General features: G+C 32.7%; 25 protein-coding genes. All 25 read right to left on the reverse strand.

Going from position 1 to position 24,436, the window contains the following annotated elements:
• Positions 1-22 precede the first annotated feature (22 nt).
• Positions 23-955, reverse strand: coding sequence for a phosphoribosyltransferase family protein (locus tag HRU50_RS10135; RefSeq protein ID WP_296350831.1), 933 nt, complete (start codon positions 953-955; stop codon positions 23-25).
• Between the two features lie 15 nt (positions 956-970).
• Complete coding sequence (locus HRU50_RS10140) at positions 971-2,479, reverse strand: hypothetical protein (protein ID WP_296350833.1); 1,509 nt, start codon at positions 2,477-2,479, stop codon at positions 971-973.
• Between the two features lie 11 nt (positions 2,480-2,490).
• Positions 2,491-3,837: a hypothetical protein gene (locus tag HRU50_RS10145; RefSeq protein WP_296350834.1), complete on the reverse strand. Its 1,347-nt coding sequence runs from the start codon at positions 3,835-3,837 to the stop codon at positions 2,491-2,493.
• 26 nt (positions 3,838-3,863) lie between these two features.
• Positions 3,864-6,239, reverse strand: a complete 2,376-nt coding sequence (locus tag HRU50_RS10150; protein ID WP_296350836.1) for a hypothetical protein — start codon at positions 6,237-6,239, stop codon at positions 3,864-3,866.
• Positions 6,240-6,252: 13 nt separating this feature from the next.
• On the reverse strand, positions 6,253-6,990 hold the full coding sequence (locus HRU50_RS10155) for a TolC family protein (protein WP_296350838.1): 738 nt from the start codon (positions 6,988-6,990) through the stop codon (positions 6,253-6,255).
• A gap of 217 nt (positions 6,991-7,207) precedes the next feature.
• Positions 7,208-8,395, reverse strand: a complete 1,188-nt coding sequence (locus tag HRU50_RS10160; protein WP_296350840.1) for a sugar transferase — start codon at positions 8,393-8,395, stop codon at positions 7,208-7,210.
• Between the two features lie 33 nt (positions 8,396-8,428).
• Positions 8,429-8,815, reverse strand: coding sequence for a response regulator (locus HRU50_RS10165; RefSeq protein ID WP_296350842.1), 387 nt, complete (start codon positions 8,813-8,815; stop codon positions 8,429-8,431).
• A 23-nt stretch (positions 8,816-8,838) separates the two neighbouring features.
• Complete coding sequence (locus HRU50_RS10170) at positions 8,839-9,777, reverse strand: UDP-glucuronic acid decarboxylase family protein (protein ID WP_296350843.1); 939 nt, start codon at positions 9,775-9,777, stop codon at positions 8,839-8,841.
• Between the two features lie 34 nt (positions 9,778-9,811).
• Entirely contained in the window at positions 9,812-11,173 is a 1,362-nt protein-coding gene (locus tag HRU50_RS10175) for a UDP-glucose/GDP-mannose dehydrogenase family protein (RefSeq protein WP_296350845.1), read from the reverse strand.
• Positions 11,174-11,498: 325 nt separating this feature from the next.
• Positions 11,499-11,633: a hypothetical protein gene (locus HRU50_RS10180; RefSeq protein WP_296350846.1), complete on the reverse strand. Its 135-nt coding sequence runs from the start codon at positions 11,631-11,633 to the stop codon at positions 11,499-11,501.
• A 388-nt stretch (positions 11,634-12,021) separates the two neighbouring features.
• Complete coding sequence (locus HRU50_RS10185; RefSeq protein WP_296350848.1) at positions 12,022-13,170, reverse strand: ATP-binding protein; 1,149 nt, start codon at positions 13,168-13,170, stop codon at positions 12,022-12,024.
• Positions 13,167-14,264 carry an FIST N-terminal domain-containing protein gene (locus HRU50_RS10190; RefSeq protein ID WP_296350849.1) on the reverse strand — a complete coding sequence of 366 codons (1,098 nt, stop codon included), beginning with the start codon at positions 14,262-14,264 and terminating at the stop codon, positions 13,167-13,169. Before HRU50_RS10190 ends, HRU50_RS10185 begins: the two co-directional genes overlap by 4 nt.
• A 278-nt stretch (positions 14,265-14,542) precedes the next feature.
• The gene (locus tag HRU50_RS10195; protein WP_296350851.1) at positions 14,543-15,271 is read right to left on the reverse strand and encodes a LytTR family DNA-binding domain-containing protein; all 729 of its coding nucleotides are present in this window, start codon (positions 15,269-15,271) and stop codon (positions 14,543-14,545) included.
• A 9-nt stretch (positions 15,272-15,280) separates the two neighbouring features.
• Positions 15,281-15,598 carry an Hpt domain-containing protein gene (locus HRU50_RS10200; RefSeq protein ID WP_296350853.1) on the reverse strand — a complete coding sequence of 106 codons (318 nt, stop codon included), beginning with the start codon at positions 15,596-15,598 and terminating at the stop codon, positions 15,281-15,283.
• Positions 15,585-16,649, reverse strand: a complete 1,065-nt coding sequence (locus HRU50_RS10205) for an ATP-binding protein (RefSeq protein ID WP_296350854.1) — start codon at positions 16,647-16,649, stop codon at positions 15,585-15,587. The genes HRU50_RS10200 and HRU50_RS10205 overlap by 14 nt, the downstream gene beginning before the upstream one ends.
• On the reverse strand, positions 16,650-17,783 hold the full coding sequence (locus HRU50_RS10210; RefSeq protein WP_296350856.1) for an FIST N-terminal domain-containing protein: 1,134 nt from the start codon (positions 17,781-17,783) through the stop codon (positions 16,650-16,652).
• Positions 17,784-17,786: 3 nt separating this feature from the next.
• Positions 17,787-19,376, reverse strand: coding sequence for a PAS domain S-box protein (locus HRU50_RS10215; RefSeq protein WP_296350858.1), 1,590 nt, complete (start codon positions 19,374-19,376; stop codon positions 17,787-17,789).
• Entirely contained in the window at positions 19,376-19,915 is a 540-nt protein-coding gene (locus HRU50_RS10220) for a heme NO-binding domain-containing protein (RefSeq protein ID WP_296350859.1), read from the reverse strand. The genes HRU50_RS10215 and HRU50_RS10220 overlap by 1 nt, the downstream gene beginning before the upstream one ends.
• A complete protein-coding gene (locus HRU50_RS10225; RefSeq protein WP_296350860.1) occupies positions 19,915-20,325 on the reverse strand; it encodes a response regulator in 411 nt (136 codons plus the stop codon). The genes HRU50_RS10220 and HRU50_RS10225 overlap by 1 nt, the downstream gene beginning before the upstream one ends.
• A 149-nt stretch (positions 20,326-20,474) precedes the next feature.
• On the reverse strand, positions 20,475-20,837 hold the full coding sequence (locus HRU50_RS10230) for an MmcQ/YjbR family DNA-binding protein (protein ID WP_296350862.1): 363 nt from the start codon (positions 20,835-20,837) through the stop codon (positions 20,475-20,477).
• Between the two features lie 35 nt (positions 20,838-20,872).
• Positions 20,873-21,484 (reverse strand): DUF4230 domain-containing protein, encoded by a 612-nt coding sequence (locus HRU50_RS10235; protein WP_296350864.1) that lies wholly within the window; start codon positions 21,482-21,484, stop codon positions 20,873-20,875.
• A 43-nt stretch (positions 21,485-21,527) separates the two neighbouring features.
• Positions 21,528-22,280, reverse strand: coding sequence for a cyclase family protein (locus HRU50_RS10240; protein ID WP_296350866.1), 753 nt, complete (start codon positions 22,278-22,280; stop codon positions 21,528-21,530).
• Positions 22,277-23,410 carry a radical SAM family heme chaperone HemW gene (gene hemW / locus HRU50_RS10245; RefSeq protein WP_296350868.1) on the reverse strand — a complete coding sequence of 378 codons (1,134 nt, stop codon included), beginning with the start codon at positions 23,408-23,410 and terminating at the stop codon, positions 22,277-22,279. Before hemW ends, HRU50_RS10240 begins: the two co-directional genes overlap by 4 nt.
• 75 nt (positions 23,411-23,485) lie before the next feature.
• Positions 23,486-24,046: a crossover junction endodeoxyribonuclease RuvC gene (gene ruvC, locus HRU50_RS10250; RefSeq protein ID WP_296350870.1), complete on the reverse strand. Its 561-nt coding sequence runs from the start codon at positions 24,044-24,046 to the stop codon at positions 23,486-23,488.
• A 65-nt stretch (positions 24,047-24,111) separates the two neighbouring features.
• The coding region (locus tag HRU50_RS10255) for an energy transducer TonB (protein WP_296350872.1) at positions 24,112-24,436 on the reverse strand (325 nt) is incomplete at its 5' end.

Below are 24,436 nucleotides of genomic sequence, written 5' to 3' on the forward strand. Positions count from 1 at the left end.
TTAAATGTTTTTAAATAGTTTATTAACCACGAATGGTATCTCGTACTTTAAGCGCGGCTTTTCTTAAAAACGGGAAGTATTTTCCTGATTTGATGTTATATGCTAATGATTGTGAATTGAAAATCATTTGGAAATTTTGAGTACAGAATACTGGCTTCTGAGTAATTCTATTTATTTCAATCGCCTGGTGTAATTCACTCTCAAAAAATAAATTGTAATAAGAATCTTTGTAGGTATTTGCCTTATGACCACCATGATTATTCGCCTTTTGACGTGCTTTGGCATTAGGTAGATCTAACATAATTAATTTATCATATTTTACACCATGATTTTTTAACCATATCTCTGTTTCCTCTCTATACTTTTCAAGTCTAGAAGTTACTAAAGCACCAATTTTTGCTTTTGGAATATACAATGGTGTCGCATTAAGTAAAAACTCTTTATACTTTGGCCCATCATCATTTTGCTCTGGAGTTGGATCTACACATAATACACCATCAATATCAAAACAGGCTTTATCTAAAGTAGAATGATTAAAAATATTCCATTGGAAATATCTTGGAATACCAACAGTTTCAAACGAATAATCAACAGTATTTTGTTTTCCTGGTAATACATAAATAGCGGCATACTTTAAATCGAACTGCGATTCTAAATCTGCTAAACTTGCCTTACATTTTTTCATTGCTGATCCTGACGACACACTGTCATCAACAACTAAAACTTTTTTAAACTGTTTAATGTCAAAATATTGTCCACGCTCTCCAGCCTTATAAATATGACCATTTATAAAAGAATGTAAATCTGTATATGGTAAGTTTAAATACAGTGCTAATAAATTAGCTGGTAACATTCCACTTCGAGGCACACCTACTATTAGGTCAAAATCCCTAGGAATCATATGGATTCCTCTTAGGATGGTTTGGTTTAAATCACTTAAATTTCTAAAATTCATAATTGTAGGTTTTAATTATTGTATAGATTTGATAGGTTCTGTTAATTCTTTTTCATTTTCTATTGCTGAGTCATCTTTCCATCGTCTAGATGAAAACATAAATACCATAGATAAATACATTACTATTCCTGTCGGCATTTGTCCTAAGACTCCATTACCATAGGATGCCATCATAATACCTGCAAAACCGCAGGTAATGGCGGTGACCATAATTTTTTGATCTTGATTCTTAATCCGGAACATGACATTGTAGGCTCCTGTGATGAGTATAAAAAACATCATAAATAAATAGTACCACAAGCCTACCACACCAGTATCTGCCCATATCATCACATACCAACTATCTGTGGCAGTGTTTGCCAAAAACGTATGTGGTGTAAAACGTTGTCCCCAATTTCCTGTAGCACCAACTCCACCACCAATTGGTCTAGAAGCTAGATACGATTTTAGTTTACGTTGGTTGGCCAATCTTACTTGTAATGATGCATCGTTAGGATCAAAGGCTGTACGCATTCTTCTAATTTCCGGATTAGAATGCATTAATGTTGTATGTGCAAAAAAGACATATACACTCAAGCCAAAAATGGCACCAAGTGTTAGCATCTTTACATTTTTACTTAAAATTAAGTACATGATACCTGCCATTCCTGGTACAGAAATTGCACCTCTGGTTCCTGAAATAAGCATTCCGAAAAGTCCTAATACACCAACAGTTAAATAAAAAGCTCTAAGCTTCATACTGGCTGCTTTTCTAAATACTGCTAGCATTAGGAAAACGATACCAGCATGTCCTTGTGCTGCACCAAATTGACCTGCATCAGAGTAAAAAGAGAATACTCTCAACTTACCAAATAAGATGTGTGTTTTATACGACCCTGCATTTAACCAGGCTTGCTCATATGGGTCAACACCCATTGTAAATTGCATAAGACCTTTCATAGTTCCTAATAAGGACATAACTCCCCATACTATAAAAAACAGTTGTAGGTCTTTTGGTTTGTTAAACAGTACAAATGCTAAAGGAATCACCAAGAATTGGTACAAACCTAATCCTCTCATTGCATAGAACCATGCCGCTACACTTTGAGCTTCAGGATTGGCGATTTGCAACATAATATAACCGAACCACATCGCTACTAAAAGTGTTAAATGCGACTTTGCTTTACTCCATTTTATTTTCTCCGCAAAAGCTTTAAAGAATAATGCGAGATATAAAATAAGTAATACACCATCAATACTTAGACCAAGTGGTGCTGGCACGTAGCGAGATAATCCAATAACAAGGAATCCTTGAATAACAAGAAGTATTATTCCTAGTCTTGGAATTGTGAATAATTTATAAAGTAAAATAGACACAAACAAAAGTCCCAGACAACCAATAGCCGGTAACAAACCACTCTTTGCTATCATTAATGTAATAATCAACAATCCTAAAAGAACTGGTGCCAAAACTTTTAATTGACCAAGTTTTGCTGAACCTGTGCTTACTTCAAATGGGTTGATATGTTCGTTTGTTGAATTCACTTTAATTTATGCTACTTTGTAAATAAGCTTCCTTTCTTACTTCTAACCTTTTGCCACAGCTCTAGGTAGAACATATTAGCATGCTTTATTAAATCTTTACCTGAAATTTTTATTTCTTTATTTAAGAAGAATATTCCTAAGACGATTCCTATTGCTGTAAACACTAACGTAAATAATGCCACCATTTCTAATGATTTAAATACAAATACTGCTATTAAATCTCCAACGATGTTAGTTGTTAACATTACGGCAACTTTAAGTGCATTGACATTAGGTTTATTTATACTATCCAACCCAATACCAGTCATTCTATCTAATGGCAACAATAAACCGTAAACAGCTAAGATTTTCACGATATTTACTATGTCATAACCTATAGCATTTACGTCTAGATATTGCTCACCAGAAATAAGTATTACAAACGGTTCAGCAAATACAAAAAATGCTAATGAGATTGCAACAAATAGGTATGATAAAGCACCAGAATATGTATTGAATAATAAGTGTAATTCTTTACTATTATTCATAAGACTAGCCTTGGACATTTTCGGAAATGCTGTTGCCGAAAAGCTTCTTAACGGAATAAGAATTATTTCTAGTAATTTTAATGGTATACTATATAATGCGACTGCTGCATTACCTAATGGACTGATACTAATAATCAAAATATCAGCGTTCTTCAATAAATTGGATCCAATTAATGTGAAAACACTGTATTTACCAAAGTTCAGTAGCTTCTTATTGGTACGTTTCTCAGCTTTAGAAATTAACTTTAATCCATCCCAACCTGAAACAACGCACATTAGTGATGTTAAACCATTAACAATTAGTAATAACATCACCAATTCACCAATCGTTAAATTAAGAGCTATTGTATTTATTACTAAAATGATGAAAAACACACCACTATTTAATGCTTTAATTAGCAACATTTTGCTGTAGTTCATCTTAGCTTGTAAAACAACCAAAGCGTTATTCCATGGCAGATTTACAAAAGCCATAATTGGATACCAAGCAAAGAATAGTACGTATCCTGAATTATCTATCGTATCGCTAAATAGAAATCTAACTGCAACTAAAATAAATGCAATAATTGCTGTAACTATTAAACTAATTACAGTGTTAGAGCCAATCAGTGCTTTGCTTTCGTTTTCTGAAGCACCAGATAAAAATCTCACAAGACCATTATTGGTAATTCCGAATCTGAGCATTTCAACAAATGAGCCACCTGAAATAAATAATACCCATTGTGCAAAAGAATCTGTATCTAAACTACGTGCTAAAAGCGCAAAACCAGCAAACCCAAATACAGCAATGGTAAGATTACCTCCTAAGGATAGGAAGTTATCTTCTCTCATTATTTTTTTAATTAACTGTATCATGATTAAATGTTATTTTTAGAATAGAACTGGAACTGTAGTATATTCTTAATTTTTCTTCTTGAACTTGAACGTTGTCTTGGTAATTCACCTAAAAGAGATTCTACCTCTTTAACCTCAACACCATTTATAAAGAATTGAATCTTATCCTCTGCAAGTGTTTTTACCTTATCAAAAACATTTTGATCAGCCGTAGACCATAGTCTGTTAGAACGACAAACTAGAAGCACTAAGTCTGAATTCTCAATAAGTTTATTAGGATAGGTTACATCTAAAATATTTGGTAACTCAATAATGATAAAATCAACTGATTTATCAACCTTTCTGTCATCTAAAACATTAAGTTCTGTATAGTCTTTTACATGAATAAACGCATTATCTACTTTGTAAGTAAAAAGTTCAGAATCTTCAACTTTATCAGTAAGATGTTTTAAAAATGGTTGCTCATAATCGTTTCTAGGATCTTGGTATCCTAAGAACCTATACAACCAATGGAATTTTGTTGACTTCCCTAATTCTTTCTTTTTAAAAGAGTCACTCAAAACCGCAACCGAATATCCTTCAGCCTTTAATTGTTGAGCTATATTACCACATATAGTAGTCTTCCCTTCATTTGTCTTAGTACTAATGACCGTTATAACTTTAGGCTTTTTAGTATTATTACCTTCATTTACTGCAAATCCTAAATTTTGCATCAAGAATTCCATTAGACGTTCTTGAATTCTAAGTAAATTAATACGTCCTTTATTTTTAAATATTTTTGGCATAATACCAATAGCTGGTATCCCTAAAACATCTTCTGTATGTTTTATATTCTTTAAAGTGTTGTCAAAGAAATCCATGAGTAAAATACTAGCTAACAACATAATGAAGCTAAACAAACCTGCTACAACTATTATAATCTTTCGCTTAGAAGGAATAGGTTTTAAAGGAAAATATGGTGGATCTACCATCTTAAGATTACTCGATAATTGTGTGTCTTGAAACTTAAGTTTAGCTAAATTTAATCCTCTTAGTATTTCTAAGTATTCTTCTTCAATAACACTAATTTGTCTTTCAATTCTTTTGATATTTGCACCTGCTGGAGCATATTTCTCAACTTCTTTTTCAAATTCTTGACTTTGTCTAGTCATTAAATCTACCTCAGCATCTAAATCTTCGCTTTCCACTACCTTATCTAACCACTGAGGCATCATTTTATTCATTGGTACACCTTCAGTTGAGTTATTCATTATATACAACTGACCAACTTTATCTTCAATTTCTTTTTTAAGTTTTTCTGTTTGTTCTTTTAATGCTGCAATGTTTTTTAAGCTGGTATCGGAACCATCTGACTTGGCTTCTTCTATTACAATTCTATAGTTAAGTTTACCTAACTGATCCTTGTCAGCTAAAACTTCATCATTTTTCTTTTGAATTTGTTCTTGTATCTCTAACTTTTCCTCAAGTTTCTTACGTGACGCTAAGGAACCTGCAAGCTCAGCTTGCTTTTGTTTATATGCAATCTGCATATTCTCTTTAACATTAGCTACTGCCTTACTTTGCTCATAAAGGTTAATGATGTTATTATCTTGTTGAAACTTTAAGAGCCTATCTTCGACTACTTTCAATTTAGCTTCAGCTTCTTTAAGTTGACCAGTAAAATATTTTACTACTGCGTCAGAACCATTCTCTTTAATGCTCTTATATTTTCTAATACATACCTCACCTAATATCGCTAATGTTTGTTGACAAATACCCGCGTCACCAGCTTCATAACTTAGCTTTAATAAATCACTAGATCCTACTCTTACTGCAGCTATTTTTGACAGTGCATCTAAAGAGTAGAATGGATCTTCATAATTCAATAATTCATAAATAAAATTATCATTGCTACTTTTCATCAGCTCCATTAAATTAGCTACAGTTTGTTCATAGTCATCTTTACTATGACCTTCAGGTACAATTTGCGCTAAATAATCTTCCTGTAAATTGTCTCCCTTTTTTGGAGCAACAGAAGATTTTACCACATAATCATAAATGTCTTCTGGAACTAATAATTTCAATTCAGCAAAATTCTCCGGAGATATATATTTTTCATGTGGCTGATCAAGCATTAGATGTTGACTCAATAATCGCACTCCCACTTCTTCTTGAGTTTCACGCGATTTTATAATATTTATAAGATTATCAAAAGCTGTATTTGACGCAAAATAGTCTGATCGTTTTTCCATTTCTATGGATGTACCAGAAGCTATACCAGTGTATAAAACTGCCTGTGTAGCATAGTCATACTTAGGATTCATGGTTAATACAATAGCCAATGACGCCATAACAATTGGCGCAACCATAAGAAGTATCTTATGCTTTAATAAAACCCTTATAAAGTCTATTAATTTCATCGTTATCTATCGCTTATTTAAAGGTCAAACCAGTTAAGTTCTCTAGTAATTTTTTTGATAGCATAAACTCAGATTTTGCTGTTTCATATTCTGACTCTATCCTTGCCGTGATATCAAAAATTCTCACATATTCATATACTGGTATTAATCCGTTTTTATATTCCTTTTCTGCCATTTCCATACTTACCTTGGCATTACCCAAATTCTTTGCCTTGAGCTCTAACAAGTTTTGTTTAAGAAGTAAGTCTTCATAGTAAATGATGACGGTTTCTCTTATCTCGTCTCTTTGAAATTTTAAGTAATTCTCAGCTTGTGAAATTTCAGCTTTAGCTTGCTTAACATCGGCCTTACGATGTAAAATATCGAACACTGGAATCTTAAGGAAGAATCCAACACCAAAATTCATTTGAGTAGCTGTAGTAGACAGATTTATTGCATTGCCGCCTGTAACATTGGTAGAAACATTATCAAAGGTACCATAGCGCGAGTCTGCATAAATACCAAAGTTTCTTGTCCAGTTTCTTTTCTTAGCTTTCAGATTTGACTTTTTAACTTCAATCTGATCTTCTCTGTAACCAAGTAAACCATTATTAGCCCAAGCTGAATCTATTAAAACTTCAAGCTTAGGAATCAGTAATTTGAAAGATTCTGGCTCTTTAACATCCACTATGGAGTCTTGTGCATTTGCAACAAAAGTGTGTGTGAATAAAACAACAAGTAGCGTTGCTACCGTTCTTAGAGAGTTTTTCATGATTTGGGGCTAATTGAATAACTTATCTTATTACTAAATTACAATTTCATTAGTGTGAATTCGCTTATATTTCGACGGATAACCATTAAGTGTAGACGAACAGATAGTATATAATGTTAAAGCATTTCTGTTTATAACACCTTGATTATAAATACAAAAGGCCGCCAATTCAAATTACTAGAACTAGCAGCCTTTCAAAAAAACTAAACCTGAATTTTTATACTGTACTTTTTTGGAATAACGCTGGCACGGTTCTCATTAAAATCTTTAAATCGAACCATAATGAATAATTATTTCCAATAAAGTATTCTGCATATTTATTATCTAAAGCAATACGTTCTTCTTCAGACATATCACCTCCTTTTCCTCTTAATTCAACCTGCCATAAACCTGTAATTCCGGCTGGTGCTAAAAATCTTTTTGACTTCTGATCTTGAGTTAACAACTCAGCTTCATAAACTGGTAATGGTCTATTACCAACTAAAGACATATCGCCTTTAATGACATTGATAAGTTGTGGTAATTCATCTATACTTGTATTTCTGATAATTTTACCAACCCTTGTAATACGAGGATCATCGATAATTTTTATAAAACTAGAGTTACTATCTAAAGCTTTTTGCTTTTGTTCATTGTACCAATAATCACAAATTTTTCCTTTCTCCGTATACTTCACCGGTGAACAATACTCCCCATATGGCAGTTTTGCACATCTAGGGCATTCTTCTTCTTTATCGACTTTAGTTTCTTCTTGAGAGTTATTATATTGGTTTTTCTCTTTTGCGAGTTGTTTTAAAAGTTTATCAGAACCTGTTCGCATAGATCTAAGTTTATAAAAATCGAATGTCTTCCGACCTACACGTTTAGCGATGTAGTACACTTTACCTTTAGATTCTAATCTTATGGCAAGTACAACCATAATTAATAATGGTGATAACACTAATAGAATTGAGGATGCTACTACAATATCAAAGATTCTTTTAGACAAAGGAAATTTATAAGTACCTGATGTTTTATTCTTAGGTTCAGTCTTTATAGATGTAGGTTGTTGTGTGCTTAATCGTTTAGTTCTAAGAATAATCTGCTCAGTATCTGTTGCGCCAATCACAAAGTAATCACTGATGCCTTTGGAAAAGGCCTCTTGAAAGATCTTATCACTGTGTTCCTCCATTAATAACACAAAAGGTATATGCGTAGCTTCTTTTTCGGCTTTTAGATTGTCATAAAAGAAGATTCCATTATTTCCGGGTAAACTGTATTCACAAATAATAGCGTCTATGTCTTTATTGTTCTTTAAAGCATTTCTCGCTTCTACAGCATTATTACAGAAGACTGCTGAGATTTCGGTATCTTCAATACTCCACTCAACATCTTCAATATGCTTTCCAATATATAATAGTTTCATTGTTAACAGGTTTTAGTTTTTAACAGCAATCAACTACCAAACGTTGGTATAGTGAATTGGGAATAGATTCTTTTTCACAACCTCATCGAGCTCTTCAGGATTGAATGGCTTCGTTAAATAATCTTGTGCACCTAATTTGTATGACTTTATACGCTCCTTACTTTCAGCATTACCCGATAACATAATTATTGGTGTATGCTTGGTATAACCTCTTTGTCTTATATTTTGAAGCAGTGTAAAGCCATCCATTTCATTCATTTGGATGTCACTAATTATTAGATCTGGCAAATTACCATCTAACCACTCTTCAGCTTCAATACCCGAGTTAACGGCCTTCACTTCGTATTTATTTGATAAGAAAAACTCTAGTAATGTTGTCATTGTCATCTCATCGTCTACAACTAATATTTTTTTCTTCATGATTTAAATTATTGAGTTAATCACTATTTAATTGCATCCTTAAAAAAGGCAATTGTTTTTGTTAAACCATCTTCTAACTTTATGGTAGGTTCCCAGTCTAATGCTTTCTTAGCAAGAGAAATATCTGGTTTTCTCATTAAAGGATCATCCGAAGGTAAAGGCTGGTAAACAATCTTTGACTTGGAACCTGTCAGCTCAATAACTTTCTCTGCCAATTCTAAAATTGTAAACTCACCTGGGTTACCAATATTTACAGGTCCTGTAAATGAATCATCTGTATTCATTGTTTTTATCATGCCATCTACAAGATCATCTACATATTGAAAACTTCTCGTCTGATCACCTTGTCCGTACACAGTAATGTCATGATTCTGCAGTGCTTGAACTATAAAATTAGATACCACTCTACCATCATTAGGATGCATTCTTGGGCCATAAGTATTAAAGATTCTTACGATTTTAATTTTAACATCGTTTTGAGCGTGATAATCTCTAAATAAAGTTTCAGCTGCTCTTTTACCTTCATCATAACAAGATCTCTCTCCAATAGGGTTTACATTTCCCCAATATGACTCTGGTTGTGGATGTACCATAGGGTTACCATACACTTCACTTGTTGATGCCTGTAAAATTTTTGCATTAACTCGCTTTGCTAATCCTAACATGTTAATTGCACCCATTACAGAGGTCTTAATCGTCTTGATTGGATTGTACTGATAATGCACAGGAGATGCAGGGCAAGCTAAATTATATATTTCGTCAACTTCAATTAAAAATGGATTAATGACGTCGTGACGAATAATCTCAAAATAAGGATTGCTTGTTAAATGAACTACATTTTGCTTTTGTCCGGTAAAATAATTATCCAAACAATATACTTCGTTACCTTCAGACAAAAGTCTCTCACAAAGGTGCGAGCCTACGAAACCGGCACCACCAGTAACTAAAATTCTTTTTTTCATGATTTGAGGCTGTAAATTTTAAGTTGTTGAGAGCTTATACCGTTTGGGTTTGCTTTACTTGGGTTCCTTTGTTTAAACTAGTATCAATACCTATACAAGAATACTTGAAATCTAAATCATGCATTTCTTCTTTGTCGTAAATATTTCTACCGTCAAATACAACAGGTTCTTTTAATAATCGCTTCATTACCTTAAAATTAGGTATTCTGAACTCGGACCATTCAGTCAATACAGCTAGACAATCAGCATCTATTAGGGCTTCATTCTGGTCATTACAATATTCTATAGAATCGCCAAAGTGGTGTCTAGCTTCCTCTGCTGCTACAGGATCATAAGCCTTGACATTAGCCCCTGCATCTAAAAGTTCTTTAATAATGTAAAGAGACGGAGCTTCTCTCATATCATCAGTTTGAGGCTTAAAGGATAATCCCCAAATTGCAATTGTTTTGCCTTTCAAATTACCATTATAAAAAGAATTGATCTTATTGAATAACACTAACTTTTGCGTTTTATTTACAGATTCTACTGCCTTCAGTACTTGTAATTGGTAATCGTTTTCAGCTGCTGTTTTTATTAAAGCTTGCACGTCCTTTGGAAAACAAGAACCTCCATATCCTATGCCTGGATAAATGAATTTTTTACCAATACGAGAGTCAGAACCGATACCTCTTCTTACATTATTAATATCAGCACCAACAACCTCACAAAGGTTTGCAATGTCATTAATAAAACTAATCTTTGTTGCCAACATAGAGTTTGCCGCATATTTTGTCATTTCTGCAGAAACTATATCCATTGAGATAACAGGATGTCCATTTAGAGTAAATGGCTTGTATAATTTGTTGAGTAACTTTTCTGCTCTTTCACTTTCTGTGCCAACTACAATTCTATCTGGTTTCATAAAGTCATCTATAGCTGCACCTTCTTTCAAAAATTCTGGATTTGAAGCTACATCAAAAGGAATATCCACCATTCTCTTATCTAACTCTTCTTGAACAGCACTTTTAACTTTTTGAGACGTACCGACAGGAACTGTACTCTTAGTTACAATTAATTTGTAATCGTTCATGTGACGACCACATTCCCTAGCTACTGCGAGTACATGTTTAAGGTCAGCGCTACCATCTTCATCTGGTGGAGTACCAACACTAATAAATACGGCATCTGCGTCAGTAATTGTGTCTGCTAGACTAGTAGAGAAGTCTAGACGTTCTTTAGACATATTTCGTTTAATCATGTCCTCTAGACCTGGTTCATAGATTGGAATAATTCCATTCTTTAAATTGTCAATTTTCTTTTTATCGATGTCTACACATACAACATCAATACCTACTTCAGAAAAACATGCACCTGTAACTAGGCCTACATATCCACTTCCTACTATTGCTACTTTCATAATTTAAAAGATTTGGGGTTTGTTTTTATCAAACTTAACTCTAAAAAGGTCATTTCATCGATTAATTTCGACGGATAAACGATAAGTGTAGATGAATGAACAGTATTAATTGTTATAGTGCTTAAAGAAAAGCACTCGTTTTTTGTATTGTAATTAACTATTATAAAGGTAGTTATAAAAAACCTGATCTTAGAAAGTATTAAAAGAGAAAGGGCATAAGTATCATTATGCCCTTTCAGGGTTACTATGGTATTACACTTTATTTGTTTTCAGAATATGAAAACTTCTTGAGTAAGGGATTATAGTATATTATAAATTATATCGTTTATGCTGTATACATTGTTTCATTGTCCTTTTCGTGATACAGAAAAAATGTATTATCTGCATCTTGAATTGCCTCTAACCAAATGTTTTCATAGATATGTATGCTCGTAAAAATAAATTGCTCTTGCTTTTCCATTTTAATATCTATTAATTTTTGTCATGAGACAAAGTTAAAGCCTAACAAACCCATTTTTTTTGATTTTCGATTGATATTATTTTGTTGAACGTTGGGAAGCTCTCATCAATCGACGAATGGAATCAAATATTTTCAACGAAAACTCTAAACCTTCCAAACCCCTGATGAACAGTACGTTTTAAACGATTAAACACATGGATTATCGGTAAAAAAAAGCGATGAATGAAGTCTTAGAATAATTATTGTTTTAAGGATAATGAAATTAAAACATATTTAGTTCCACTTAATATAAATAATCTAATTATTAAAGGAATTTATTAACCCTTAGCTATCTGATTTAAGAGTAAATTATATATGGGTAATTATAAATACAAAACACATGCCTGGCTTATTTTCTGAGCGTAAAGAAAAAAGTAGTGCCTAATCCAAGGGTAGATTCAACCCAAATGCTTCCCTCGTACATATGTACTATCTTCTTCACGACTGCTAGCCCTATACCTGTTGAATCTTTTCTATTCTCTAACTTACCAAACGTTTGAAATATTTTGTCAAAGTATTTAGAATCTATACCCTTACCATTATCAGAAACATAAAATTTCCAAAATTGGTTATTATCTACAACACTAATATTTACTAAGCCTTGTTCCTTATCATTATATTTAATTGCATTATCAACCAAGTTTTGAAAAAGTTGTTGTAGTCTAAATTTATCACCTCTTACTTTAGGGAGTTCATCTATCATAACTGAGATATTCTCTGGTACTGACATACAGCTGACAGTTTCTTTTACAAGCGTGTACAAATCAACATCATAGGTTTCTGACTGATTTTTATCAATTGTTGAATAATCCAAAATACCCTTTATCATGGCATCCATCTTATTGACACTAAATCTAATTTCGTTAAGTTGATTTTTACCTTCTACATCAAAATGGTCATAATAATCCTCAGTTATCCATGAAGTTAGAGCATCAATACTGCGAAGAGGCGATTTTAAATCATGAGAAACCATATGAGCATAATCACTCAGTTCTTGATTTTGTTTTTCTAAATTCTTGAGTAAACGCTGTTGATCTGAAAAAACTCTGCATGCTTTTAGGGCATTCATAAACTTAGAAATTACAGGCTGTAATTTAGAGAGGTCTTGGGCGTCAATATTATTTTTTTTGGAATATAAAAATAGGTATCCCTCTTCTTTAAGATTAAAAACCGCCAAGTGACCATCTTTTAATTTTATTGGGGCCGTGCTTAACGCAAGTGCATTATTATTAAATAATTCAAATGAATCTATGCCATGTAATAGATTGTTTAAATCGGGCTGTGTTTTTACAATTGACTTTCTTCCGAAAGGAATGGAATACTTACAAACATATTTATTGTTTTCATTTGAAAGTATCCAAGCAGCATTAAGATTTTTTCGTTTAAGTATAAGTCTTATAAAATTGTTACAACTCTCGTTATAGTCTAGAGACTTTCCAATTGCCATGGCATACTCGTAAAGTTGTAATATTGTTAATATGTGATTTTCTATTTTCATAATTCAAACATGCCTACTACTGTAGTTTTATTATATAATTCTAGAAATCCTTCACCATAAGATGAAATTTCACCAATGGTTAGTGCCCCACCAATAGAAACATCAGGATATTGATCTTTTATAAGTTTGGTAATTGCATTTAGTTCTTCATCAAAGTGCTTTTCTAAGAATAATATTCTAGATATACAGTCTATGATAATAGCTTTTCTCGGATTTTCTGACTGATAAATACACTCTGCAGCTGCTGATTTTGCGGCATTGATCAGTGACTCTTTGTTACCGTTTAAAATATCAACAACAGCATTATTTTCTACTTCGCCAACACAAATAAGCTCACCACTTTCGTTTACCATCAACGGGTCTCGCACAATACATTCACCTTCTTTTTTTACTAACCCAAAAGGATAGCCTTTAGCTAAATCAAAAAAGTTATGCTCATTAAATTTTCGTTTTGAGTGTTTTTCAACTACGGACCTGTATACCTCAAACGGATTTTTCCAATTTATTTCTTTAATTATATTACCGTCTGCTTTGGTTACAATAAAAGGTCCATCTACTTTCTTCCAACCATGTTTTACACCAATTCTTGAGGTCATTCGCATAACTCCTACAACAGCGGCATCTTCAAATAAACCTTCATTATTAAATACACAAGGTTTTTGCTCTAAACTTAAACTACCAGCACCACCACCAAAATAGGTAGTTTCCATACCATAATTGAGATATAATCTATTTAGAAAGTGTGAAATATTGGAGGTTAGACCGTCTACATACGTGAATAAACTGTAGTCTCTGTCCTTAAAATCAATGGGTGGTATTCTATAGTTTTTATAACTAATACCTCTTATTACAAAAAGCTTCTCAATGTTGTGTAAAGTATTTGCAACAATTCCTTTTTCAAATATTTTATTGCCATGGATAACTTTGGGGAAAATTCCACCCATGAAGGCTATACCTTCTTTGTTGAGTTCTTGTATTAACCCTTCGACATCAATATCTGTATGTTCTGCTATAGATATTAAAGCTGTATTTGATCGTACATGCTTTTTTATAGCATTAACAACTTCAGTTGTCTGCGTACTGTAAATAAACATAAGTGCGGTATAAAAATTGAATTATTATTAAAACAATTATTTGCTGTAAAATTATTGACAAAAATACCTGAGTTGGGTTTTTTTCGATTGATTGACCATACTCAAAAGTTAGAAAGTAATTATTGAACGATGAATGAAAATAGTGTTCACAAATATAAAAATCAAGGCCTATTTCAACCCTAGATTAACGGTAAATTTCGCCGATTAAACCAATGTATTACAAGCGTTTATAACACCAGTTTCTTTTGAAGAAAAACAAACCTAAATCTTAAAAAAAACTAAAGTAAATTTAGTCGTTTCATAAGTTCTGGTCTATTAGAACGACTAACTGGTATCACATCCTTTTTAATTAACACACTATTGTCTTCAATATCAATTATCTTTTTGGTGTTGATAATATAGGAACGATGAACCTTCAAGAACAAACTATCTGGTAATTTTTCTTCCATCTTCTTCAAAGTAGAATGTACAGTGTAGTTTTTGTTTTCTGTTTTAATAAAAATATAATCACCTTTTGCTTCAACCAAGTAAATGCTAGGTATATCTATTTTAATTAATCTTCTGTCTATATTTACATATAGGTCATTCCCAGATTTACCCTCAACTTTTTCAGAAGTCTTTTCATCTTCAGACACATAAGGATTCGAAAGTGGTAAAGAGGAAGACTCTGCTTTTGAAATAGCTTTCTTAAATCGTTCTTCGGTTATTGGTTTTACCAAATAATCTACGATACAATCGTATTCAAAAGCTTGAATAGCAAAATTTGGATCTGATGTTGTTAGTATGGTTTTTGGTGGATTTTTTATGGTCTCGATAAAATCAAAACCCGTAAAATCTGGCATATGAATATCCAAAAAAATTAAATCCACTTCATTTTGATTAAGAAACTTAATAGCCTGAATTGCATTTGGAAACTCTTCTAACACAGTGGCATTGGGTTCCTCAGCACATAACTGGGAAATTATTGCTCTTGCGGTAGCTTCATCATCTATGATTATACAATTCATAAAATTGGTTTATAAAGAATCTAAAAATTTAGTCATGTTTTGCAATACAGCTTCAAAATCCTCTTTCCCTTCTACACTGTCTTTCAAAAGGTTATCCTCATACCTAGCAGCTAATGCATAACTCTTTTCAAGGCCTAAAATAATGATTTTATGTTTAAGTTTATGAACATTCTTTGCAACTTCCGAAAAATTTCCTGCAGCGATATTTTCAAAATACTCTTTTTTCTCTTCCGGAAACTCAGTTTTCATAATACCGATGAGCTTTTGCTCAAATTCCTTGTTGCCACCAGACATATTGTAAACATATGATAAATTAGGCTCTTCCATTTGGTTCTTTTTTTATTGTGAAGTAAAACGTTGATCCATTACCAGGCTGAGAATCTACCCATATTTTACCCCCATAAGTGGTTAGTATTTTCTTTACAATTGGAAGTCCCATGCCTGTAGATTCTAAATGGTTTTCTAATTTCTGAAAAGTATCAAAAATCTTATTAAAGTATCGCTTCTCAATACCTTTTCCATTATCCTTTACATAAAACTCCCAGTCTTCTTCCTTGTTAGTATATCCAACTTCAATATGGCCTTCTGACTTATCTATTGCGTTAATAGCATTTGAAAGTAAATGATGAAACAGTTGCTTTAATCTGTATTTATCACCTTTAATGATTGGCATATCCATGACATTTATTTTAATATGATCAGGTACAAAAAGCTCTGAATGTACCTCAATTAACACCAAATTAAGTTGCACATCATAAAAATCCTTACGACTTCTTGTAATGGTCGAATATTCTAATATACCGGTAATAAGGTTTTCCATTTTTTTTACACTATTACGTATCATAGATATACTCTCTTTCCCATTATCGTCAAAACTATCTTTATAGTCTTCACTTAACCAAGCCGTTAGAGCATCAATACTTCTTAGTGGGGTTTTTAAATCGTGCGAGACCATATGAGCGTATTCACTTAACTCTTGGTTCTGATGAGCCAATTCGACCAACAACTTCTCTTGTTGTTTATTCATTTCCACTATTTCCTTCGCCTGATTATCAATGAAGTCAACAAGTTTGGAACCATCTAAATCTATAATGTCATTATTTTTATTCTCTGAAAGATTATAAACCTCTAAAGTTTCAATAATATGTTTTAGTTTCTCTATAACTTCCTGTTGCTCTAAAGTATCTTTTCTTAACTGCTTATTTGCCTGAAATAACTCCTCAGAGCTTATATTCATGGCCCGCTGCTGCATGGTAAACTGTTCGTCATAATTTGTATACGACTTATCCACCGCTTCCAAAAAGCGTTGTATGTTCTCGTCAGTTGCGAGACCATCTGGCAGATATTTACGTATTTGACGTTTTAGCAGCGAGTTCATTTATTCACTTAATAATGTTATTGTCATGGTTTGATTATGCAATTGGCAGTTAATCTCTAAATTAAACGGTGCTATTTCACCATAAGAGTAATAACCACAAACTGTTGTATCTCCCCCAATAATAGATACTACTTCTTCTATTTCTTCTTCAACACGCTGGTCTAAAACAAGTTTACGACCAATACAACTTACCAAAATTGCAACTTCTGGTTTTGCCTTACGTTTTTCAATAGCTTGCGTGGCCGCTAACTCTGAAGCGTTCGCAATATTGTCTACATTAGTCATCATCAATTGTACCTGAGAATTCATAGGAATATCACCAGCCAAAATCATTGCATTCTTTTCCTCGTCAATATTTAAAATGGTTCTTACAAAAGATTGATCTTCATCTTCAGACTTTACATTAAGAGGATATAATAATGCTGCTGCAGGAAGTTGATCAGCCTTATCACCAAGATATTTTTTATATAAGTCTAATGCTGGTTGGCCATCTAACTCGTACAAAATATTAGACTCAGATTTAGTAACAATACGCTCTGGACCAAAAGGTGTCCATCCACCATGAATTGCAAAAGTCGCTTCTATAGTTTCACCATATAAACCAATTGCAACTACCTCACCAGGCTTAGGGTTTTCATTATAAGACGCTACAGTCTTTTCAAAACGTGCTGCATCACCGCACAATCCTCCGGTAATTAATATCTTATTATCAACTGCGGCATTCATCCCTTTCGTTAATTCACTACCATTCACAAAACTACCTTCAGATACGATGAGTACATGCTTCAAACCTTCTTGCGGTAATTGCTCTATAAGCTCTTTACCTGTTTTAAAACTGTCATTATCTGAATTTAAAACATTGTTTGTCTTAACGTGGAATTCACTCTTTTCAAACTCTATAGCAGTTATAGTTATACATTCATCCTCCACATGTTCTACGGTAATATCTCCACTTGTAGAACCAAAAACTAAATGACCATCAGGAAACAATGCTCTAACTTGTTCATAAATTGTTTCGTCTTCGAGTAAAAATCGATTTCCGAAAATTAACACTAAAGGATTTTTAAGATCTAACTTTTTCGAAAGATAAATCCAATCTCCTCCTTTTTCTTTTTTTAATTGGGTAGTTTTCATAGGTTACTTTTTAATGGTAAAATAAAATTTGGTGCCTTCATTTGGTTTACTTTTTAACCAAATCTCTCCGCCATGGAGATTAACAATTTTTTTAACAATAGATAAACCAATTCCTGTTGAATCCTTTCTCTTATTAAGCGAATGAAAAACTTTAAATATTTTCTCATGAAATTTAGGCTCAATTCCCATTCCATTATCAGAAATTGAAAATTGATAATGAGTTAAAAATTCTTCAACATCAATTTCGATAATTCCGCTTGCCTTATCATTGAACTTTATTGCATTACTCAGCAGATTTTGAAATACCTGTTGTAATTTGGTTTTATCACCTAATATAACCGGTAAATCATTTAAAACGTTTATTTCAATATTATCAGGTATGTAAAGCATACCTAGTAAATCATCTACTAAAGTCGAAATATTTACGGGTGTGTTTTCTGAGGTGTCTGACCCTGCACTTGAATAATGTAAGATATCTGTTATCAGCTGCTCCATTTTTTCAAGAGTGCTTTGTATGTGATCTATATTTTGAAGACTTGTCTCATTTAATACACCAACATTATCTTCTTTTAACCATGTTACTAAAGCGTCTATACTTCTTAAAGGAGACTTTAAATCATGAGACACAATATGCGCATATTCATGCAGCTCATCATTACTTTTTTCTAATTTCTTAAGAAGCTCTTCTTTTTGTTTCTCTAAATTTTTAAGTTCGGTTATATCTAGGTGTATTCCAATTGAACCTATTACTTTTCCATCAATATCAAAATTAGGCGCACCACTAACCAACCAATACTTCTCTTCTCCATCTTTAGTTCTAGCCTTAAACTCGTATGAGTTAGATACACCTTTTAGGCGTTTTTCATTTTCTACTTCTATTACATTATCCTCAAAATCTGCTTTTAGTAAGGTTGAACCTTTGCGTCCTATGAGTTCGTTCTCTGAGAAACCTGACATTTCCTCAAAACTTTGGTTTACCAAAAGTATCTCATCATCATTATTGACTTCCATCAAACCTAAATTCATATTGCTTACAATATTGAGATATTTTAAACGCTCCGCCTCAATGGCTTTTTGATATCTATCTTCTAAAGTAATGTCTCTAACAATTCCCTGGGCACCAACGGGTTGGTCATTTTCATAAATAATAGAAGCATTTATATGGACTAACTTTATTTCTTTACTGTGTGTTAAAATAGGTAGGGTGAAATTGGCTATAAATCCTTTTTTTAGTAATTCTTGGAAAGACTCAGCAACCTTCTCTTCTTCTTCAGGAACAACCATCGTCATTAAGTTGCATTCATCTTCGGTAGACTCAAAGCCTAATAATTTTACTGCGGCATCATTCATTCGGAGAATATTGCCCCGTAAATCCATAATAAGATAGGCATCTGCTATTGTTTCAAAAACACCTTGTAATTGAGAATTACTTTTTGAAATGGTAGATATGAGCTCGGAATTGGAAGCTTTTAATTTTTGATTAGCTTCATATAATTCAGCAGATTTAGCCTCAAGAATTTGCTCTGCAGCTTTTCTTGCGGCTCTCTCTCGTTCGAGAGTCCTTTTAAGAATTTCAACTTCTTTCTGGCTCATTATCCTTTATTGATAAAAAACCTAACCTCCGTACCTTCTTCGTTAATTTTTTCGTAGTCTATATTTACCGGAACATTAAAGAGTTTAAACGTCTCTAACATTAAACCTTTACCCAACATATACAGTGCTCTCTCGGAATTGTAAACTAAAATCATCTTATCATCGGTGCGTTCTTCTAGTTTAAATGATGGAAGTTCTGCATCGGGATAAATCTTTTTTACTTCTACATGTATGTGATTTTCGATAGAAGCTAATAAATCCATCGGACTTTTGTAATGTTCGACCAAAGTTGGATATGAGTTTACTAACACAGCAAATAAATGCTCTGCATAGACCAATAATAAATCATCTACGGCAATATCTGTATTCTCACTGAGATGTGTAATTAGTTGCAGCATTTCAGAAAATTCGTATGTCCCTATTGCTGTATATACACCATCGGACTCTAAATTAGACTCAGAAATTATAGTGTCGACCATTTCAAGGCCAAATTTCTCTTCAACAAGTTCTAAAAATTCGGTAAATATTATGCCTTTCATTAAGCTTTAATTAATTCATTTACACCCCAATATGCTAATAATTTTTCAATTTTGGAAACATAATCCTCATATTTTAAAGGTTTAAGAACATAACCAGCTATTCCTATTTTGTAACATTCTAGTAAATCGCGCTCATTACTTGACGTCGTAAGCACAATTGTAGGTAAATACTTTAAAGTGTCATGAGCTTTTAAAATTTTAAGAAATTCTATGCCGCTGATTTTTGGCATATTTAAATCTAACAATATAATATCGGGCAAATTATCTCTATCTTCTAAAATATTTAAAGCTTCTTCACCATTATTTGCCTCAATAATGTTGTGGTTTAAGTTTAGGGAGTTTTTTGCACGATTGAGCTTCATAACCTCAATCATGTCATCTTCAATTAATAATACTTTAAGGGAATTCATTTTCTTTGATTTAAAAAATTATAATAGCGGTATAGCCATATCTGGCAAACTCAAAGTTAAGATTCCATTTAAGTATTTTGAATGCATTTCGTTTAACCTTACAACAAGTCCGATGAGCAGTTAATTACTATCGACGAATGGTAATTTTCTTAATTTAAAGCATCTCGCAATTTTTTTGATAAACCCTTGATTACCATATCATAGGAGTGATCAATTAAGTGTAAAATTTGCTGCGTTGCTAATTCACCAGAATGCACATAAACACTGTTCCATAATCTCTTATGCATATGATATCCTGGCTTAATACTTTCATATTCTGCTCTTAACTCCTGAGCATAATCTGGATCGCATTTTAAATTGATAAAGGCATCACCTGATTCCCAACGTTTCAAAGAAGCCAAGGCGAACATTTTATTGCAGACTTTAAACACTAAGGTGTCATCGTCAAAGGGAAAGTGCTCAGTGACTTCTTTTTTATTGATACAATAATTTCTAAATTCTTCTATATTCAAAATAGTGTTATTACGTTAAGCTCTATCGTTCACTACTAAACCAACAACTTTTTATTAGATTTATCTTCTATTTTCAAAGCAGAATAATCTAAGCTCCAACCAATCGTCTGCACCAAGTTCTCTATTAACTGAATAGCTTCCAAAGCTTCTAATTTGGCAACATTATACAAGCCACTTTTGGGAATTTTATCTCTTATATGTTCTTTTGCTTTGGTATGTAATTCTGTTAAGTCAGAAGCTTCAAATTTGTTAAACATACCATCTTGTTTGTCATAATAATTAATATTACTCTCTATAGATAATACTTCAGGTTGCGGAAAATGAGTCAATACAACTGTTTTAGTGTTAGGGTACGATTTCATTTGCACTTTGCTTAAATCGAAACCGACATGAGCTTTTGCATTAATGACTACCAGTGCTTTCTTCTTACTAGAAATTAATTTTAGAAACTTTTCTTTAACGTCTTCATAGTGATAGATTTCTGCAAAGTCACCTTCAACTGTTATAAACTTACATACTCGTTTTATTTTATCTAGCAGCACCAAAGATTGTGCTTTAGTATCTTTTTTAGTTTTCCACTGCTTATAAAGTGTAACTAAACCCAAGGTGACTAGAATACTTATAATTATTATAAAAAATGTTTCCATATATAAGTAAGATACAGCTAAAAGCTATCTTGTCACAAGAGTATTAGTCCATAACTTTATAAAGAATTGGCTTACTAGGTGATGCGTCATTCTCAAATGGCGCAATCTGTAAATTTAGCATATAAGCTCCATCCTTTATTTTATTAGATACATAAATAAACTCAGTTATAGTTGCATTTGTTCTTAGTTTACCATGAGTATTCCAAAATGTATTGTGCCCTGCTAGTTCACCTCCGTCTTCTTCTCTATCTACACTAGGTAAATCAATGAGAAGATGCTTTACGCCTTTTCTTACCAATAACTTTACAGCATCTTTTTGAAAATATGGCCAATTGGTATTTGAATATTGTTTTGTTGTCTTTTCGGATCTTATATTAGGTAAGGTTCTGACGATAATTGCTTCTCGTTTTTTATTCCCTATCATAAACTGGAGTTGCTTTGCGGAAATAACATAGTCTTCACCTACTTTTTCTGGAACTACAGTAATAACTTCAGCTAAAAAGAAATACTTTTCTAAACTATTATTTATGTGATGCTGCTTTTCTACGATATGACCAACAGTTTCTGTATGTGTACCGTGTGAATGCGGATTGAAGGTTATGGTATTAAAATTAACCGAAGCACCGTTGGAAACACTAATAATGTCACCATCAAAAACCTCTGGTTCTATTTTTGGTGGACCAATGTACCATGCATTTACATTTGATGCTCTATCAGTTATTGGAATTGAAATGTCTAAGGGTTGAGATAAATCTATCTTTAACTTTCTGGAATTGTATTGGATTAATGCGATCAAGACAAATTAATTTTAAAAAGTTCACTAGCTATTCCATCACTTAAGAATTGTCCTTTTTTTGTAACGCGAATATGCTCATCATCAATATACAATAAATGTTGATTAATAAAAACCTCAGCCTGTTGTATTAAGTAATTTTTATAGGATTCACCAAAGTCACTGTTCACCTTAAGTAATGAAACGCCCCAAATGGTTCTAAGACCGGTCATAATATATTCATTATACTGGTCGGTTTTAGTTAAGGTTTCTATTTCCATAGGTAATTCTCCTTGTTCAATAGCCCTAATATACTTTGAATTGTTTCTTACGTTCCATCCGCGCTGGTTTCCATTAAAGGAATGTGCGGAAGGTCCTATTCCTAAATAGGATTTACCTTGCCAATATGCGGTGTTATTCTTACTGAAATAACCTTCTTTACCAAAATTTGACAGTTCATAATGTACAAATCCTTGTTCCTCTAATTTATCTTTTAACATATGAAATTGCTCATGAGCTTGATCATCATCTACATCCTCAATAATTCCTTTACTAATAAATGATGCCAATGCCGTTTTTGGTTCAACGGTTAAAGCATAGCTAGAAATATGAGGTATATTATAGCTCAAGGCAATGTCTATATTTTTGATCCACTGTTCATGGGACGCACCTTGAACTCCATAAATTAAATCAATCGAAATATTATTAAAATACTGAGTCGCAAAAGACAAACATTCTTTAGCCTCTTCTGCACTATGAGCACGATTCATAAGTTTTAAATCAGTTTCAAAAAAGGACTGAATCCCAATACTCAATCTATTAATAGATGAATTTGATAATTCGATAATCCGTTCTTTTGAAAGATCATCTGGATTTGCCTCTAGAGTAATTTCAGGATGTTTAACTACCTCATAATTACTTTGTACCTCATCAATCAAAAATTGTAATTCATCATTCGTCAATATTGAAGGTGTACCACCTCCAAAATAAATGGTTTCTACAACTGTATCTTTAAACTCATCCTTACGAAGCACTATTTCTTTAGCAAGTGCTTTAACCAGGTCATCTTTCTTTTTTAATGAGGTCGAAAAATGAAAGTCGCAATAATGACATGCCTGCTTGCAAAATGGGATATGTATGTAGATACCACTCATTTTAGTTCTTAGTTTACAGTCTCAATCTGAAGTGTAAATATTGACTTCATAATAATATTTAATAACTGCATACTGTCAGTGTTTACTGTTTACTTTATTAGGATTTTGTTTTACAAAAGCTGCCCAACCTGAATAACTTTTACCAGTATCCACTCTACCTTGATTATAGAAATGACAAACTGCTGCTGCAAGCCCATCAGTTGAGTCTAAATTTTTTGGTAATGAATTAAGTGACAGCAAGCTTTGTAGCATTTTAGCCACTTGTTCTTTACTCGCGTTTCCATTACCAGTAATCGCCATCTTTATTTTCTTTGGGGAATATTCTGTTATTGGTACTTCGCGAGATAAACCCGCTGCCATGGCAACACCTTGCGCACGACCTAATTTCAGCATACTCTGTACGTTCTTTCCAAAAAAAGGCGCTTCAATAGCTATTTCATCTGGATAATAGGTGTCAATTAACTCAACTGTGCGTTCAAATATGAGTTTTAGCTTAAGATAATGATCATCATACTTTTTTAAATGTAGCTCGTTTAGTTGCATAAACTGCATCTTCTTCCCAACAACTTTTATAAGACCAAAACCCATAATAGTTGTTCCAGGATCAATACCTAATATGATTTTTTCTTTACTCATCAACTGTTCTTCAAAAATAATAAGTAAATCACTGTTATCACTTAGGAATTTATAATAATGTGTTACTAATTCCTACGTCTCTTCTTTTTTCGGTTCTCAGTTCTATCTGCAACTGTAAAAACTATCGGCATTGAAAAAGGTACAATCACTGCTTTACCTTTTTGTTTTCCCGGAATAAAGTCTGGTAATAAACCTATAACACGAACTGCTTCAGCTTCTAAATCTGGGTGTGGTCCACGAGCAGTAATATTTGTAACCTTACCAGTTTTATCTATTTTAAAAATTGTAAGGATTCTCTTTTTTCCTGGTGGTAAGCCCAGTTCTGTTGCTAAATCAGTATTAAATTTTTTAGCTACATGTTTATTAACATACTGAGAAGTACACATTTTC

The sequence above is a fragment of the Winogradskyella sp. genome, from assembly GCF_013213835.1.
Taxonomy (GTDB): Bacteria; Bacteroidota; Bacteroidia; order Flavobacteriales; family Flavobacteriaceae; genus Winogradskyella.

Bases quoted from the DNA above. Each gene is read 5' to 3' on its own strand.
- HRU50_RS10205 (WP_296350854.1), bottom strand. From the start codon at position 16,649: ATGAACTCGCTGCTAAAACGTCAAATACGTAAATATCTGCCAGATGGT.
- HRU50_RS10215 (WP_296350858.1), bottom strand. From the start codon at position 19,376: ATGAGCCAGAAAGAAGTTGAAATTCTTAAAAGGACTCTCGAACGAGAG.
- HRU50_RS10170 (WP_296350843.1), bottom strand. From the start codon at position 9,777: ATGAAAAAAAGAATTTTAGTTACTGGTGGTGCCGGTTTCGTAGGCTCG.
- HRU50_RS10155 (WP_296350838.1), bottom strand. From the start codon at position 6,990: ATGAAAAACTCTCTAAGAACGGTAGCAACGCTACTTGTTGTTTTATTC.
- HRU50_RS10180 (WP_296350846.1), bottom strand. From the start codon at position 11,633: ATGGAAAAGCAAGAGCAATTTATTTTTACGAGCATACATATCTATGAA.
- HRU50_RS10190 (WP_296350849.1), bottom strand. From the start codon at position 14,264: ATGTTTATTTACAGTACGCAGACAACTGAAGTTGTTAATGCTATAAAA.
- HRU50_RS10165 (WP_296350842.1), bottom strand. From the start codon at position 8,815: ATGAAGAAAAAAATATTAGTTGTAGACGATGAGATGACAATGACAACA.
- ruvC (WP_296350870.1), bottom strand. From the start codon at position 24,046: ATGAGTAAAGAAAAAATCATATTAGGTATTGATCCTGGAACAACTATT.
- HRU50_RS10160 (WP_296350840.1), bottom strand. From the start codon at position 8,395: ATGAAACTATTATATATTGGAAAGCATATTGAAGATGTTGAGTGGAGT.
- HRU50_RS10175 (WP_296350845.1), bottom strand. From the start codon at position 11,173: ATGAAAGTAGCAATAGTAGGAAGTGGATATGTAGGCCTAGTTACAGGT.
- HRU50_RS10195 (WP_296350851.1), bottom strand. From the start codon at position 15,271: ATGAATTGTATAATCATAGATGATGAAGCTACCGCAAGAGCAATAATT.
- HRU50_RS10150 (WP_296350836.1), bottom strand. From the start codon at position 6,239: ATGAAATTAATAGACTTTATAAGGGTTTTATTAAAGCATAAGATACTT.
- HRU50_RS10235 (WP_296350864.1), bottom strand. From the start codon at position 21,484: ATGGAAACATTTTTTATAATAATTATAAGTATTCTAGTCACCTTGGGT.
- HRU50_RS10210 (WP_296350856.1), bottom strand. From the start codon at position 17,783: ATGAAAACTACCCAATTAAAAAAAGAAAAAGGAGGAGATTGGATTTAT.
- HRU50_RS10145 (WP_296350834.1), bottom strand. From the start codon at position 3,837: ATGAGAGAAGATAACTTCCTATCCTTAGGAGGTAATCTTACCATTGCT.
- HRU50_RS10225 (WP_296350860.1), bottom strand. From the start codon at position 20,325: ATGAATTCCCTTAAAGTATTATTAATTGAAGATGACATGATTGAGGTT.
- HRU50_RS10135 (WP_296350831.1), bottom strand. From the start codon at position 955: ATGAATTTTAGAAATTTAAGTGATTTAAACCAAACCATCCTAAGAGGA.
- HRU50_RS10185 (WP_296350848.1), bottom strand. From the start codon at position 13,170: ATGAAAATAGAAAATCACATATTAACAATATTACAACTTTACGAGTAT.
- hemW (WP_296350868.1), bottom strand. From the start codon at position 23,410: ATGAGTGGTATCTACATACATATCCCATTTTGCAAGCAGGCATGTCAT.
- HRU50_RS10200 (WP_296350853.1), bottom strand. From the start codon at position 15,598: ATGGAAGAGCCTAATTTATCATATGTTTACAATATGTCTGGTGGCAAC.
- HRU50_RS10220 (WP_296350859.1), bottom strand. From the start codon at position 19,915: ATGAAAGGCATAATATTTACCGAATTTTTAGAACTTGTTGAAGAGAAA.